This window comes from Sphaerisporangium fuscum (genome assembly GCF_018531465.1).
GTDB classification, from domain to species: domain Bacteria; phylum Actinomycetota; class Actinomycetes; order Streptosporangiales; family Streptosporangiaceae; genus Sphaerisporangium; species Sphaerisporangium fuscum.
In genome coordinates this window covers 17,664-32,328 of record NZ_JAHDTF010000060.1, presented here as the reverse complement: position 1 = coordinate 32,328, position 14,665 = coordinate 17,664, and the positions used below count along the sequence as shown (strand labels likewise).

Below are 14,665 nucleotides of genomic sequence, written 5' to 3'. Positions count from 1 at the left end.
CCTTGGCGATCGACACACCGTCGTTGGTGATCGTGGGAGCGCCCCACTTCTTCTCCAGCACGACGTTACGACCCTTGGGACCAAGGGTCACCTTGACGGCGTCGGCGAGCTGGTTCATACCGCGCTCGAGACCGCGCCGGGCGTCCTCGTTAAACGCGATCATCTTGGCTGCCATACGGCTAGACCTCCCAGATACAGGGTGGCTTGCAGCGGATCGAGCCGACGCCCGCGACGGCATGTAGACCCGCTCCTCCACGGCACCTGTCGCCGCGGATCGCCAGGCCCCATCGCCTCGATCCAGGGTTGTCACTCTCGACAGGAGAGTGCCAACGAACTGTTTAGCACTCTACCCCGTCGAGTGCAAGCGACAACCCCTATGACCTGGGAGGCACACGGATTTCTCTGACCGTATGCCGAGTATTGGGCAGGCCCTCACTCCGATGAAAAGGGCGGACATGACGGAAGGCCCGGCCCGTCTCGGTGCATGACAGACCGAACCTTCCCGTTACTGATGGGGGACCAGCGGATCTTCCGTCGTCGACCGGCGCCACGCCGGCCGTCACACAGTGCGCACGGACTCCGCCTGCGGACCCTTCTGGCCCTGTGTGATCTCGAACTCCACCCTCTGACCCTGCTCGAGGGACCGGTATCCCTCCGCCAGGATCGCCGAGTAGTGGACGAACACGTCCTTACCACCGTCTACCGCGATGAAGCCGTAGCCCTTGTCCGCGTTAAACCATTTGACGGTGCCCTGCGCCACTTTCCGACTCCTCTTGCTGGGCTCAGAACCCCGCCCACTCCTTCGCGGGGTCCGACCTCCGAAACCGAGACGCATGCGAACTCCTCGGTCGCGTCGATCGTTCTCGACCATACCTGTGGCGAGGCTTGGCGCAACAGAGTCAATGACGAAACTACTTCTTGACGTTCGCTCACGGCAGTACGAGTGCAATTTCACGCGGCGTTTGGTTGGTTGAGAATTGCACTACCTTTCGGGGACCCAGTAAGAGACGCATATTGCCGATAACCTGCGGATTCTCGCGCCGGACATGCGAACGCCCACGCACCCGCGGGGCGCGTGGGCGTTCGCGACGCCTTGGGCGATCAGCCTCCGGCGACGGCGGGGATCACGGAGATCTGGACTCCGTCGGGCGTCTGGGTGTCAAGTCCGTCAGCAAAACGGACGTCCTCTTCTCCGACATACACGTTGACAAAACGGCGAATCTTGCCCGTTTCATCGAGGATGCGAGCCCCGATTCCCGGGAAGTCGGTGTCGAGCTTCTGGAGCACCTCGCGGAGGGTGGCCCCTTCGCCGTTCACCTCGGCGACACCGTCCGTATACGTACGGAGAATCGTCGGAATCCGCACAGAAACGCTCATAAATCGGAACCTTTCAGGAGTTGTCGGCGACAGCCGTACGGAATGCGTCGAGAGAGGGCCGGATGACGGCGGTGGGCCGCGCCTCGGCGGAGACCGCGTCGAGCGTCTTCAGACCGTCTCCGGTGTTGAGCACCACGGTCTCGGCGTCAGGGTCGAGGAGGCCGCCCGCGAGCAGCTTGCGGAGCACGCCGACCGTCACGCCGCCGGCGGTCTCGGCGAAGATGCCCTCGGTGCGGGCGAGGAGCCTGATGGAGTCCACGACCTCCGCGTCGGTGACGTCCTCCACGGCCCCGCCGGTGCGCCGGGCGATGTCGAGGACGTACGGCCCGTCCGCCGGGTTGCCGATGGCCAGGGACTTGGCGATGGTGTCGGGCTTGACCGGCTGCACGGTGTCGCGCCCGGCCTTGTAGGCCGTGGACACCGGCGAGCACCCCGCCGCCTGGGCCCCGAAGATCTTGTACGGCTTGTCGTCGACGAGGCCGAGCTTGATGAGCTCCTTGAACCCCTTGTCGATCTTGGTGAGCTGGGAGCCGGACGCCACCGGGATGATGATCTGGTCGGGGATGCGCCAGCCCAGCTGCTCGGCGATCTCGTAGGCGAGGGTCTTGGAGCCCTCGGCGTAGTAGGGCCGCAGGTTCACGTTCACGAAGCCCCACTTGTCGCCCAGCGGGTCGCCGATGAGCTCCGAGCAGAAGCGGTTGACCTCGTCGTAGGTGCCCTCGATGCCGACCAGGCGCCCGCCGTACACCGAGGCCATGACGATCTTGGCTTCTTCGAGGTTCGAGGGGATGAAGACGCAGGCGTCCAGCCCGGCGCGGGCCGCCGCGGCGGTGACCGCGCCGGCGAGGTTGCCGGTGGAGGAGCAGGACAGGGTGTGGAAACCGAAGTTGCGGGCGGCCTCCAGGGCGATCGCCACGACCCGGTCCTTGAAGGAGTGGGTGGGGTTGCCGGAGTCGTCCTTGACGTGGAGGCTGCGCAGGCCCAGCTCGCGGGCCAGGTTGTCGGCCTTGACCAGCTTGGTCCAACCGGGCGCGAGATTGGGCTTGCCGGTGACGTCGGCGGGCACGGGGAGCAGCGCCCGGTAACGCCAGATGTTGGTCGGACCCGACTCGATCTGCTCCCGCGTCACCGGCGGGACGTCCGCCGCGTCGGGGGTGTTCCAGGTGTAGGCCACTTCGAGTGGCCCGAAACACTCGATGCAGGCGAATTTCGGTCCGAGGTCGTAGCGGGTGCCGCATTCGCGGCACGAAAGGGCCACGGCGGGACCGAAGTCGAGAGCGTTGGTGATTTCAGCTGCTGTAGCGAGCGCCATGAAGCGAGGCCTTTCCCCTCATCTTCGCCCGTGCCGCCTTGGTCACGGGCCGGAATTGGCACCTGTCCCGGCCGGTCTCACTGGTCGAAGTGCCGCGTCGCTCGGCGGACGCGTATGACCACAGCCGGGAGGGTTGCCGGGGCTTCGCAGGGCCGGTCCCTCCACCCCTCTGGATGAGCAATATGAAGTTGTCATGCCGCCGATATCACAAGGCAGGCCCTAGAACTGTACCTCGCCCATCAGCGGCTCAGGCGATCCGTCTCAATTGGCGAGACGGGGCCCCGGTCAGGCGTACTTGCCGTACGCCGGCCCGAGGATCGCCTGCACGAACTTGCGCGCCTGGTGGATGCGCGACTTGGCCGTGCCGAGCGGGATGCCGAGCTGGTCGGCCACCTCGTTGTAGTCGAGCTGGCAGATGTCGCGCAGCACGAGCGCCTGGGCCAGCTCGGGCTTGTCGGCTTCCAGGGCCTCCATGGCGTCGAGCAGATCGAGCCGGGAACCGGCGATCACACTCACGCGGGCGGGGTCGGCCCGCAGGTCGGGCAGCTCCTCGGAGCTCTGCTCCGCCGCGCGGCGCTTGAGCGTGCGGTAGGTCGTGCGGGCGCAGTTGGCCGTCACGATGTGCAGCCACGTGGAGAAACGCGCCCGTCCCTCGAATCTTCCGATGTTGCGGGCGACGGCCAGCAGCGTATCCTGGCAGGCCTCCTCGGCATCCTGATGGTAGGGCAGGAGCTTGGAGCAATGGCGCAGCACGTCGGGCTCGATGCGGCGCAGAAGCTCGCCGAGAGAGCGGTGGTCGCCTTGGGCGGCGGCGCGAGCCAGCTCTTCGGTGGTTTCGTCAAGCGCCATGTAGGAGCCCCCTTCGGCCGTCTGCCGTTCGCCTCGACCTGACCACCAGCCCATCTTATTGGGGGCGTTAAATTTTATTAATCTGCGGCCAGGCGCGCATCACGGCGGAGAGGTACCCGAGGGCGCGCCGATGATGCGAGCGGGGAGCGCGGCGATCCCGAACGAGACGGGAAGACACCGGTTACCAGCGCTCGGGCCGCGACGCGAGGCGTCGCGATCAGCACGGCGAGGGACGACCGCCACGCGGCGGACGAGGAGTGGTGATGGGCAGATGAACACGGTTCTACTGGCCTCGAACCGGGGCCCTGTTTCGTTCACGCTCGCCGACGACGGCTCGCTGACGATGCGCCGGGGCGGGGGCGGCATGGTTTCCGGCCTGTCGGAGGTGGCCAAGTCCACAGGCGTGCTGTGGGTGTGCGCCGCACTGTCCGACGGCGACCGCAGCGCCGTACGGCTGGCGCCGAGCGGGCGTCTCGACCAGGCCGGCTACGACACCGGGCCGGTGCGCATGCTCGACATCCCGCCGGCGACGTTCCACCGCGCCTACAACGCGGTGGCCAACTCCACGCTGTGGTTCGTCAACCACCTGCTCTACGACACCCCGAACTCCCCGCAGTTCGACATGCGCTTCCACCGCGAGTGGGAGTCCTACCAGCACTACAACGCCGCCTTCGCGCTCGCGCTGGCGGAGGAGGCCGCGCACGGCGCGCGGGTGATGATCCAGGACTACCACCTGACGCTCGCCCCGGCGATGCTGCGGGTGGAGCGGCCCGACCTGCGCATCTCGCACTTCTCCCACACCCCGTGGGCGCCGCCGGAGTACTTCTCGCTCCTGCCCGACGGCATCGCGGCCGAGCTGCTGTCCGGCATCCTGGGGGCCGACCACGCCGGGTTCCTCACCGCGCGCTGGGCGTCGGCGTTCATGGACTGCTGCGAGAGCCAGCTCGGCGCGGTGATCGACCGGTCGGAGCACACGGTCACCTACGACGGCCACACCACGCGCATCGGCGTGCACCCGCTCGGCGTCGACGGCGACGCCCTGTGGGCCCGCGCGCTGGAGCCCGACGTCGAGTCGCACATGACCGCCCTGCGCCAGCGGGTGGGCGACCGCAAGCTCATCGTCCGCATCGACCGCACCGAGCTGTCCAAGAACATCGTCCGGGGCCTTCTGTCGTACCGGGAGTTCCTGACCGGCCACCCCGAATGGCACGGCAAGGTCGTCCACCTCGCCTTCGCCTACCCGTCCCGGCACGACCTGCCCGAGTACCGCGAATACACCGCGGCGGTGCAGCGCTGCGCCAAGGAGATCGAGGACGAGTTCGGCGGCGAGGAGTGGGATCCGCTGATCCTCAACGTCGACGACGACTACCCCCGCTCGCTGGCCGCCTACCGCATCGCCGACGTGCTGCTGGTGAATCCCATCCGCGACGGCATGAACCTCGTCGCCAAGGAGGGGCCGATCCTCGCGCCTCACTGCGCGCTGGTGCTGTCGAGGGAGGCCGGGGCCGCCGCCGAGCTCGGTGCGGACGCGCTCGTCGTCAACCCCTACGACGTCTCAGGCACGGCGAACGCCCTCCACGACGCGCTGATGCTCCCCGAGGAGGAGCGTGTGAAGCGCGGTGAACGGCTGCGCGCCGCCGCCACCGCCCTCCCCCCGAACCAGTGGTTCGCCGACCAGCTCGCCGCCCTCGAACGGTGACCGGCGCCGCCGCTCAGCTCCAGGTGGCGTTCTTGAGGATGCCGGCGAGCTCGGGCGTGCCGTGCTGGTCGACGACGAGGATCTTCGACTTCGGCAGGTACCACTCGCGCTGGGTGTAGGTGTCCTTCTGCTCGCCCTTGGAGGTGACGCAGCGGCCCGGCCACGACCGGTAGTTCGCCTTGTGGCCCGGGCCGACCTGCTTCAGGCCGATGGCCGTCGCCTTGCCGAGCACCCCCGAAAGGCGCCGGCTCACCGGGCACGGCTCGACGTCGGTGGCGGGGTAGAACGGCTGGTCGGGGGTGTAGGGGCTGAAGAGCTCGTGGCCGTACTTGATCGCCTTGGGGCCGAGCACCCAGAAGCTGTCGCAGTTCGGCTCGAAGAAGCCCCGCTCGGGGTGCGCGCACGCGCCGGTGACGACGCGCAGCCAGTCTCCGCGCCGGTAGACCGACCAGGCCGCGGGGACGTGCAGCGTCAGCCCGGCCCGTACGCGCATCGGCACGGTCATGGCGGCCGCTCCGCCCGTGGAGGCGCCGGCGGCGGCGGGTGCGGCCAAGGTGGTCGCCGCCGCGGCGACGGCGAGGGCGCAGAGCGTGATCGTCCTTCTCATCATGGCCGCGAGCCTAGGCAGGGCGACTTGACGTTGACTTACCGCGCGATTGCTCCCGGCTCAGCGCTCCCTGAGGACGTCGGCGAGGGCCGAGACGAGCTCGGCGACCCCCGCGGGTCCGTCGACGACCACGTCGGCGCGCTCGGCCAGCTCGGTGACCTCGGTGGAGGCGCTGCACACCGTCACGCCGGGCAGCCCCGACAGGCGTACGGCCTCGAACGCCGCGAGGTCGCCGAGGTCGTCCCCGGCGAACAGGACCGACCTCGCGGCCCGCTCGGCGAGGAACGCCCCCAGGGCGTGCCCCTTGTCCATTCCGGCGGGCCGCAGCTCGCGCACCAGGCGTCCGGGCTCGACCACCAGGCCGGTCTCCGCGGCGAGCCTGGCGAGCGGCTCGCGCAGCGCCTCCAGGGTGGCCTCCGGTTCGGGAGCCCGGCGGGTGTGGACGGCGATGGCCCGCCCCTTGTCCTCGATCGTGACCCCCGGGACCGTGCCGTCGCCCAGGGGGAAGCCGAGGGACGCCAGCAGGCCGGGCAGCTCGGCGCGCACCCGCTCGACGCCGGGCGGGGGCGGCGGGCTGCTCACCTCGCCCGCCTCCCAGCGTTCGAGGCCGTACTGGCCGAGCACGACCAGTCCGGGCACGTCGGCCAGGCTCGGCCCGCCCGGCACCTCGCCGTAGGCGACGGCGGTGGCGGCGGGCCGGCCGGTCACGATCACGACGGCGCCCACGAGGCCGCCGAGGCGGACGAGCGCGGCGGCGGCGCGCGGGTCGATGCGGGCGTCGGCGGGGTCGGGGACGATGGGCGCGAGCGTGCCGTCGAAGTCGAATCCCATCACGGCTCTCGCCGGATCACTCTTTATGGCAGCAAAACCAGCGATATCCGGCAACACTTCCTGAGTCACTGTTGAGCAGTACCCCAGACATCACGGGCGCATGCCGAGACGGCGGGCGGCGCGCTCGCGCTGGCGCGACGCCCGCAGGCGCTTGAGGCGCTTGACGGTCATGGGGTCGTGGGCGAGAGCCTCGGGCCGGTCGATCAACTGGCCGAGAAGCTGGTAGTACCGCGTCGCGGAGATCGCGAAGGTCTCGCGGATCGCCTGCTCCTTGGCGCCGGCGTAGCGCCACCACTGGCGCTCGAACGCCAGGAGCTCGCGCTCGCGGTCGGTCAGCTCTCCGGGGGTCTCGGGGGTCGGTCGTTCGCCTGGATTGCTGTCACCGCGATCCGGTGCGGTGTCCATGCTGTCCTCCTCGGTCGGGCACGCGGGAGACGTGGACGGCAGGCCGGGCAGGGGAAGCGGGGAAGACGAGCGGAACGAGCGCCCGGCAGACAGCGACCCTTGAGCCACGACGCGCGTGCGGCCCTGGCAATGGTAGTAGGGAATTCGCGGCTGTTCATGACACTTCGGGAGACGTACAGTCACCAGGTGTGACCTCTGTCATCACCCTTCTCACCGACTACGGCTCCGACGACGGCTTCGTGGCCGCCTGCCACGGAGTGATCATCGGCATCGCCCCCCAGGCACGGATCATCGACGTCAGCCACCAGGTCCCGGCCGGTGACATCAGGCGAGGCGCCGCGATTCTCGCCCAGACGCTGCCATATCTGCCTCCCGGCGTGCACATCGCCGCCGTCGACCCGGCGGCCGCCAGCGCCCGGCGGTCGGTGGCGGTGGAGGCGGGAGGACACGTGTTCGTGGGCCCGAACAACGGCCTGCTCTCCTGGGCGGTGCTGGCGTCGGGCGGGGCGCGGGCGGCGTACGAGATCACCAATGAGGCGCTGTTCCTCACGCCCGTGTCCCCGACGTTCCTCGGCCGCGACGTGTACGCCCCCGTCGCCGCGCACCTGTGCAACGGGCGCAAACCCGGCGACCTCGGCCCCGAACTGCCGCTGGACCACCTGCTGTCACTCCCCACACCGACCGCCCGGCGCGGCGAGGGCGCCGTGGAGGGCGAGGTCATCTCGCTGGACCACCACGGCAACGTCCAGTTGTCGGTGACCGCCGACGACCTGACGGCGCTCGGCGTCCGCCTGGGCGACATCCTCGCGGTGTCGATGGGCCGGCGGCAGATCACGATGCCGTTCCGCGACACCTACGCCGCCGCGCCGCCGGGCAACCTCGTGGCGTTCACCGACTCGGCGGGGCGGGTGGCGCTGGCGGTCAACTCCGGCGACGCCGGGCAGCGCCTGGGCCTGCCTCCCGGCGCGCACGTACGGCTGGCGCGGGTCGCCGACGGCTGGACCCAGCTGGAGGTGTGACCGGCGGAGGAGTGCCGGCCGGGACCGCGCGTCGTCCCGGCCGGACTCGTATTTGAGCAAGCGCTTGTGTCATATTGGGCACATGACTCAGCTGGCGATCGAGGGCTGGTTCACCGTCGAGGACGGCGTCACGCACCTCCTGGGGACGCGCTGCGCGGACTGCGGCGCCGTCTGCTTCCCGCCCCAGGAGGGGTTCTGCCGCAACCCGCGGTGCGACGGGAGCTCCCCCGCCGTCGTACGGCTCTCACGCCGGGGCACCGTCTGGTCCTACACCAACGCCCGCTACGCGCCCCCCGCGCCCTACGTCGCGGCGGAGCCGTACACCCCGGTCACCCTCGCGGCCGTCGAGCTGGCCGAAGAGGGCATCGTGGTGCTCGGCCAGGTCACCCCCGGCCTGACCGTCGAGGACCTCGACGTCGGCATGGAACTGGAGCTCACCAGCGGCCCCCTGGCCGACGGCCCCGTCGTGTGGATGTGGGGGCTGCCGCGATGACGCTGGTGGTGGGCGCGGGCATGCACCCGTGGGGCAAGTGGGGCAAGCCCTTCCTCTCGTACGGGGTGGCCGCCGCCCGGCGCGCGCTCGCGGACGCCGGCCTGCACTGGACCGACGTGCAGTTCCTGGTCGGCGCGGACACCATCAGGAACGGCTACCCGGGCTTCGTCGCCGGATCGGCCTTCGCCCAGGCACTCGGCTGGTCGGGCGCGCGTATCGCCTCCTGCTACGCCGCCTGTGCCACCGGCGCCCACGCGCTGGAGATCGCCCGTACCCGCATCCTCGCCGGGCTGTGCGACGTCGCCCTGGTCGTCGGGGCCGACTCCACACCCAAAGGGTTCTTCAAGCCGGTCGGCGGCGACCGGCCCGACGACCCGGACTGGCTGAGGTTCCGCCTCCTCGGGGCGACGAATCCGGCGTACTTCGCGCTCTACGCGCGGCGGAGGATGGCGCTCCACGGCTCCACAGCCGAGGACTTCGCCCTGGTGAAAGTGAAGAACGCCCGGGCGGGCGCCCTGAACCCCAACGCGCGCTACCGCGCCGAGGTCACCGCCGAGCAGGTGCTCGCCTCGCCCATGGTCGCCGACCCGCTACGCCTCATGGACATCTGCGCGACCTCCGACGGCGGCGCCGCCGTGGTGCTGGCGTCGGAATCCTTCGCCCGTCGCCGGGGGCTTCCCGGCGTCCGGATCGCCGCCGTCTCCACGGTCACCCCGACGTTCCCCAACACGGTGCTGGAGATGCCGAACTTCGCCACCGACTCCTCGGCCGGCGTACCCGTGCCCGACCGGCCCTTCCGGGCCTCGATCACCCACGCCGCCTACGAGGAGGCGGGCGTCGCCCCGGACGATCTTTCCCTGGCGGAGGTGTACGACCTTTCCACAGCGCTGGAGCTCGACTGGTACGAAGACGTCGGCCTGTGCCCGCCCGGCGAGGCCTCCACGCTGCTCCGCTCCGGGGAGACCGCGCTCGGCGGCAAAATTCCGGTCAACCCCTCCGGCGGTCTGGCGTCGTTCGGCGAGGCGATCCCGGCCCAGGCGATCGCCCAGGTATGCGAGCTGACCTGGCAGTTAAGGGGTACGGCGGGCGCCCGGCAGGTCGAGGGGGCAAGGGTTGGCCTGGCCGTGAACCAGGGCCTCTTCGGACACGGCTCGGCAATCATTGCCATCAGCTGACCATTCCGCGCCCTTATCCGTGTTCTTCCAATGGGTACTGTCTCCCCCGATCACATTCAGCGACCGTCGCAGCACGGAAAGTGCCTGATACGGGCAATTCCGGTGTGATGGTTTCTACAGGGAGAAGTCAGAAAATGATTCGCCGCATTCTGGTCACCTCGGCATGCGTCGGGATCGCCCTCTTCGGGTCCGCCGCAGTGGCGTCCGCCGACACGGGCAAGCCCGCCAAGATCGCCAAGCAGCAGCAGTTCGACGACTGCTGCTGCGCCCCCGGCGCCGTCGGCGTCGCCGTCCCCACCCCCGTCGCGGTTCCGACCCCCGTCGCGGTGCCGGTCCCGGTCGGCGTTCCGACCCCCGTCTACGGCGGCTGCTACGGCGGCGGCCTCGGCTACGGTGCCGGCTTCGGCTACGGTGCCGGCCTCGGTTACGGCGGCGGCCTCGGCTACGGGGTCGGCTACGGCGCGGGTTACGGCGGCGGCGTCGGCTACGGCGTCGGCGTGGGCTACGGCTCCGGCCTCGGCGGCGGTGTCGGCTACGGCGTCGGCGTCGGCCGCGGCGGCCTCCTGGGCGTCGGGCTCGGCCTGGGCCTGGGCCTCGGCCTCTGAGGCACCCAACGAACAAGGCGGCGCCCCCACGACTCGTGGGGGCGCCGCCTCGCTGTGCTTGACCGCCTCGCCTTCGCTCGGCTGCGAGGGGCGCCCTTTGAGGCGGCGGCCTTCGTCGTCGTCCGGGCTCGTCCCTCGCCCTACCTCCTCCTCAGACCACCGCCGCGCCCGTGCCCATGGCCTCGCTCCGCTCGGCGGCGAGGAGCGCTCCTTGAGGCGGCGGCCTTCGTCGTCGTCCGGGCTCGTCCCTCGCCCTACCTCCTCCTCAGACCACCGCCGCGCCCCTCGCGCTCGTCAGGCGTGGATGACGTCGTGTGCCTCGGCGAAGTGGCAGGCGCTCAGGTGGCCGCCGGCGCGTATCTCCAGCAGCGGCTCCTGCTGGGCGCAGATGTCCTGCGCCTTCCAGCAGCGCGTCCGGAACCGGCAGCCCGACGGCGGGTCCGCCGGGGACGGCGGGTCGCCCTGCAGGATGATGCGCTCGCGCTGCTCACGGCCCTCGGGGTCGGGCACCGGCACCGCCGACAGCAGAGCCTGGGTGTAGGGGTGGCTCGGCTTCTCGTAGATGTCGACGTCCTTGCCCAGCTCGACGATCTTCCCGAGGTACATCACCGCGACGCGGTCGGAGATGTGCCGGACCACCGACAGGTCGTGGGCGATGAAGATGTAGGCCAGGTTGAACTCGTTCTGCAGCCGCTCCAGGAGGTTCATCACCTGCGCCTGGATCGACACGTCGAGCGCCGACACCGGCTCGTCACAGATGATGACCTCGGGCTGGAGCGCGAGGCCCCGGGCGATGCCGATGCGCTGCCGCTGGCCGCCGGAGAACTGGTGGGGGTAGCGGTTGATGTGCTCGGGGTTGAGCCCGACCACCTCCAGCAGCTCCTGCACCTTCCTGCGGCGGTCGCCCTTCGGCGCCACCTCGGAGTGGATCTCGAACGGCTCCCCGACGATGTCGCCGACCGTCATTCGCGGGTTCAGCGAGGTGTACGGGTCCTGCATGACCATCTGGATGTTGCGGCGCATGCGCTTGAGGTCGCCGCCGCGCGCCTTGGCCATGTCGACGCCGTTGATCTTCACCTCGCCCGAGGTGGGACGCTCCAGCGCCATCAGTAGCTTGGCCAGGGTGGACTTGCCGCAGCCCGACTCGCCCACGACGCCGAGCGTCTCGCCGCGGTGCAGCTCGAACGAGACGCCGTCCACCGCCTTGATGGCGCCGATCTGGCGCTTGATGACGATGCCCTGGTTCAGCGGGAAATGCTTGACCAGGTCACGAACCTCGAGGATCCGCTCACCCGACGGTGCCATCGAGGACCTCCCGGTAATAGTGGCAGGCGCTCCCGCGCGTCCCGCTGATCTCGTACAGCGGGGGCACGTCGGTCACGCAGTTGTCGCGACGGTACGGGCAGCGGGGGTTGAAGGCACAGCCCTGAGGCATGTCGAGCAGGTTCGGCGGCAGGCCCTTGATGGCGTACAGCTCCTGGCCCTTCATGTCGACCCGTGGGATCGAGTCGAGCAGGCCCTTGGAGTAGGGGTGTGCTGGCGACTTGTACAGGTCGTGCACGTGGGCGTTCTCGACGATGCGCCCGGCGTACATGACGGAGATCTTGTCGGCCACGTCGGCGACCACGCCGAGGTCGTGCGTGATCAGGATCAGGCCCATGTTGCTCTCGCGCTGCAGCTCGGCGAGAAGCTCCATGATCTGGGCCTGGACGGTCACGTCGAGCGCGGTGGTCGGCTCGTCGGCGATCAGCACCTCGGGATCCAGCGCGATCGACATCGCGATCATGATGCGCTGGCGCATACCGCCCGAGAACTGGTGCGGGTAGTCGTTCACCCGCTGCTTGGCCGCCGGGATGCGGACCCGGTCCATGAGCTCGACGGCCTTCTTCATGGCGTCGCGCTTGGACATGCCGCGGTGCACACGGAACATCTCGCTGATCTGCCAGCCCACGGTGAACACGGGGTTCAGCGCGGACAGCGCGTCCTGGAAGATCATCGCGATGCGCTGGCCGCGGATCTGGCTGCGCGCCTGGTCCGACAGCTTGAGCACGTCGGTGCCGCGGAAGCGGATCTCGCCCTTCGGGATACGGGCGGGCGGCATGTCGAGGATGCCCATGATCGCCTGGGCGGTCACCGACTTGCCGGATCCGGACTCGCCGAGGACCGCCAGGCATTCCCCGGCGTTGACGGTGTAGCTGACGCCGTTCACCGCCCGGACCAGGCCCTGCCGGGTCACGAACTCCACATGCAGGTTGTCGACCGCGAGCAGCGGCTCGTGGTCGGCCTCCGCAGGGAGCAGGCGCGTGTCGATTGACGGATTAGTCACCTTCAGGCTCTCCTACCGCAGCTTCGGGTCGAGCGCGTCGCGGACCGCGTCGCCCAGCATGACGAAGCTGAGCACGGTCAGGCTGAGGAACAGCGCGGGGAAGATCAGCGGCAACGGAGCCTCCAGGAAGCGGTTGCGCGCGTCGGCGATCATCAGACCCCACGAGATCTGGGGCGGCTGGATGCCCACGCCCAGGAACGACAGCGCCGCCTCGCCGGCGATGAACACGCCGAGGTTCATGGTGGACACCACGATGACCGGGGCGATGGCGTTCGGCAGGATGTGCCGGATCATGATGCGGGCCGGGCTCGCGCCGAGCGCCCGCGCCGCCACGACGTAGTCCTGGCTCTTGGCGGTCAGGACGGCGGCGCGCATGATGCGCAGGGTCATCGGCCAGGCGAGGAGCCCCAGGGCGAGTACGACGGTCCAGATGCCCGCGTTGTCCCGGCCGATGATCGACAGGATCAGCAGCGCGCCGAGGATCGAGGGGATCGCGAAGAAGATCTCGGCCACGCGCGAGAGGATCACGTCGACCCACTTGCCGTAGAAACCGGCGATCAGGCCGAGCGCGCCACCGAGGACCGCGGTGACCACGGCGGTCACGATGCCCACCGACACCGACACACGGGTGCCCCAGATGACGCGGGAGTAGGTGTCGCAGCCGAGGTTGTCGGTGCCGAACAGGTGCTCGCCGGTGATGCCCTTGCGGGCCATGCTGAGTGAGCAGGTCTTGGCCTCGACGCCGACCGTGTCGAACAGGCCGGGGACGATCGACACCAGGACCAGCAGGCCCACCATGACCGACCCGATGATGAACACCGGGTTGTGCCGCAGGTCGTACCAGGCGTCCGACCAGAGGCTGGCCGCCTTCTTCTCCTTGCCGGGCTGCTTCTGCTCCTGGACGGAGGTCTCGGGCGCGGACGTCACCACGGCGGCCGGCGCCGGGTCGACGTGGGCCGTGCGGGCCCCGGGCTCGGCGCCGCCGGTGGAATTGATGTCACTCATAGCGGATCCTGGGGTCGAGGACGGCGTACAGCATGTCGACGATCAAGTTGGCGAGGATGTAGACGAGGACCAGCACCGTGACGATGCCGACCACCACGTCGTTCTCCCGCAGGTAGACCGAGTCGAACAGCTGTTTGCCGATGCCCGGCAGGTTGAAGATCGTCTCGGTGATCACCGCGCCGCCCATCAGCGTGCCGAGGTCGGCGCCGAGGTAGGTGACCAGCGGGATCATCGAGTTGCGCAGCGCGTGCCTGCCCAGCACCCGCCTCCGCGGCATGCCCTTGGCGATGGCCGTGCGGATGAAGTCGGCGCGGAAGGTCTCCATCAGGCTGGTGCGGGTGAGCCGGGTCAGGTAGGCGATCGACAGCGCGGCCAGCACCAGGCCCGGCAGCAGGTAGCTGCGCATGCCGTCCCCGATGCCCGCGACGGGGAAGAAGTCGATCCCCGCGCTCCTCTTCAGCTGGACGCCCAGCAGCAGCTGCAGGACGAAGCCGGTGACCAGGGTCGGGACCGAGACGATGATCAGGGTGAAGGCGAGGATCGCCTTGTCCTCCCACTTGCCACGGCGCATCGCGGCCCACAGGCCGAGACCGACGCCGATGACGGCCTCCAGCACGAGCGCGGTGATCGACAGCTGCAGGGTCACCTGGAACTTGCCCTGGAACATGCTGCTCACCGACACGCCACGCAAGGTGGTGCCGAAGTCGCCGGTGAGGATCCCCTGGAGGTAGTGCCAGTACCTCAGCAGCAGAGGATCGTTCAGGTGGAACTGCTCGCGGATTCTCGCGGCCGCGACCGGATCGATCGGCCGCTCCCCGCCCAGAGCCGCCACGGGATCGCCGGGCAGCGCGTAGACGATGACGAAGATGAGAAATGTGGTGCCCACCAGCACAGGAATCGCCTGCAGGAGGCGCCTGATGATGTAGCGGCCCATTCGGTCTCCCAGTTCATTGCACCGGGCA

General features: G+C 69.5%; 16 protein-coding genes, 1 pseudogene and 1 riboswitch. Of the genes and pseudogenes, 5 read left to right on the top strand and 12 right to left on the bottom strand.

Going from position 1 to position 14,665, the window contains the following annotated elements; translation table 11 throughout:
* From KIK05_RS45180 to KIK05_RS45160, 5 genes and pseudogenes are all read right to left on the bottom strand, one after another.
* Positions 1–175: pseudogene (locus tag KIK05_RS45180) on the bottom strand (TCP-1/cpn60 chaperonin family protein); the annotation flags it as partial.
* Positions 176–559: 384 nt separating this feature from the next.
* Positions 560–760, bottom strand: a complete 201-nt coding sequence (locus KIK05_RS45175; RefSeq protein ID WP_114033242.1) for a cold-shock protein — start codon at positions 758–760, stop codon at positions 560–562.
* A gap of 341 nt (positions 761–1,101) precedes the next feature.
* Positions 1,102–1,377, bottom strand: coding sequence for a MoaD/ThiS family protein (locus tag KIK05_RS45170; RefSeq protein WP_214417104.1), 276 nt, complete (start codon positions 1,375–1,377; stop codon positions 1,102–1,104).
* Between the two features lie 13 nt (positions 1,378–1,390).
* The gene (thrC, locus tag KIK05_RS45165; RefSeq protein ID WP_214417103.1) at positions 1,391–2,689 is read right to left on the bottom strand and encodes a threonine synthase; all 1,299 of its coding nucleotides are present in this window, start codon (positions 2,687–2,689) and stop codon (positions 1,391–1,393) included.
* Between the two features lie 15 nt (positions 2,690–2,704).
* Positions 2,705–2,869: riboswitch (SAM riboswitch) on the bottom strand.
* Between the two features lie 105 nt (positions 2,870–2,974).
* Complete coding sequence (locus KIK05_RS45160) at positions 2,975–3,538, bottom strand: RNA polymerase sigma factor (RefSeq protein ID WP_214417102.1); 564 nt, start codon at positions 3,536–3,538, stop codon at positions 2,975–2,977.
* 271 nt (positions 3,539–3,809) lie between these two features.
* Here KIK05_RS45160 and KIK05_RS45155 point away from each other — a divergent pair, with 271 nt between their 5' ends.
* A complete protein-coding gene (locus KIK05_RS45155) occupies positions 3,810–5,237 on the top strand; it encodes an alpha,alpha-trehalose-phosphate synthase (UDP-forming) (protein ID WP_214417101.1) in 1,428 nt (475 codons plus the stop codon).
* 13 nt (positions 5,238–5,250) lie between these two features.
* Here the strand turns inward: KIK05_RS45155 and KIK05_RS45150 are convergent, their stop codons facing one another.
* The 3 genes from KIK05_RS45150 to KIK05_RS45140 form a co-directional block, all read right to left on the bottom strand.
* Positions 5,251–5,847, bottom strand: a complete 597-nt coding sequence (locus tag KIK05_RS45150) for a hypothetical protein (protein WP_214417100.1) — start codon at positions 5,845–5,847, stop codon at positions 5,251–5,253.
* A gap of 57 nt (positions 5,848–5,904) precedes the next feature.
* A complete protein-coding gene (otsB, locus tag KIK05_RS45145; protein WP_214417099.1) occupies positions 5,905–6,675 on the bottom strand; it encodes a trehalose-phosphatase in 771 nt (256 codons plus the stop codon).
* A 90-nt stretch (positions 6,676–6,765) separates the two neighbouring features.
* Entirely contained in the window at positions 6,766–7,080 is a 315-nt protein-coding gene (locus KIK05_RS45140; protein WP_214417098.1) for a DUF3263 domain-containing protein, read from the bottom strand.
* Between the two features lie 188 nt (positions 7,081–7,268).
* On the opposite strand from KIK05_RS45140, the gene KIK05_RS45135 reads away from it, so the two are divergent.
* The 4 genes from KIK05_RS45135 to KIK05_RS45120 all read left to right on the top strand — a co-directional run bounded on the left by KIK05_RS45135 (position 7,269) and on the right by KIK05_RS45120 (position 10,372).
* Positions 7,269–8,099: an SAM hydrolase/SAM-dependent halogenase family protein gene (locus KIK05_RS45135; RefSeq protein WP_214417097.1), complete on the top strand. Its 831-nt coding sequence runs from the start codon at positions 7,269–7,271 to the stop codon at positions 8,097–8,099.
* Between the two features lie 82 nt (positions 8,100–8,181).
* Complete coding sequence (locus KIK05_RS45130; RefSeq protein WP_214417096.1) at positions 8,182–8,592, top strand: Zn-ribbon domain-containing OB-fold protein; 411 nt, start codon at positions 8,182–8,184, stop codon at positions 8,590–8,592.
* Positions 8,589–9,767 carry a lipid-transfer protein gene (locus KIK05_RS45125; RefSeq protein WP_214417095.1) on the top strand — a complete coding sequence of 393 codons (1,179 nt, stop codon included), beginning with the start codon at positions 8,589–8,591 and terminating at the stop codon, positions 9,765–9,767. Before KIK05_RS45130 ends, KIK05_RS45125 begins: the two co-directional genes overlap by 4 nt.
* A gap of 134 nt (positions 9,768–9,901) precedes the next feature.
* The gene (locus KIK05_RS45120; RefSeq protein ID WP_214417094.1) at positions 9,902–10,372 is read left to right on the top strand and encodes a hypothetical protein; all 471 of its coding nucleotides are present in this window, start codon (positions 9,902–9,904) and stop codon (positions 10,370–10,372) included.
* A 294-nt stretch (positions 10,373–10,666) separates the two neighbouring features.
* Here the strand turns inward: KIK05_RS45120 and KIK05_RS45115 are convergent, their stop codons facing one another.
* From KIK05_RS45115 to KIK05_RS45100, 4 genes are read right to left on the bottom strand one after another with little or no spacing between them, the layout of a single operon-like run.
* On the bottom strand, positions 10,667–11,677 hold the full coding sequence (locus KIK05_RS45115; RefSeq protein WP_214417093.1) for an ABC transporter ATP-binding protein: 1,011 nt from the start codon (positions 11,675–11,677) through the stop codon (positions 10,667–10,669).
* Positions 11,661–12,698, bottom strand: coding sequence for an ABC transporter ATP-binding protein (locus KIK05_RS45110; RefSeq protein ID WP_308250424.1), 1,038 nt, complete (start codon positions 12,696–12,698; stop codon positions 11,661–11,663). The genes KIK05_RS45115 and KIK05_RS45110 overlap by 17 nt, the downstream gene beginning before the upstream one ends.
* Positions 12,699–12,710: 12 nt before the next feature.
* Entirely contained in the window at positions 12,711–13,703 is a 993-nt protein-coding gene (locus tag KIK05_RS45105; RefSeq protein ID WP_214417092.1) for an ABC transporter permease, read from the bottom strand.
* The gene (locus KIK05_RS45100; protein WP_214417091.1) at positions 13,696–14,637 is read right to left on the bottom strand and encodes an ABC transporter permease; all 942 of its coding nucleotides are present in this window, start codon (positions 14,635–14,637) and stop codon (positions 13,696–13,698) included. Before KIK05_RS45100 ends, KIK05_RS45105 begins: the two co-directional genes overlap by 8 nt.
* Positions 14,638–14,665: the final 28 nt, after the last annotated feature.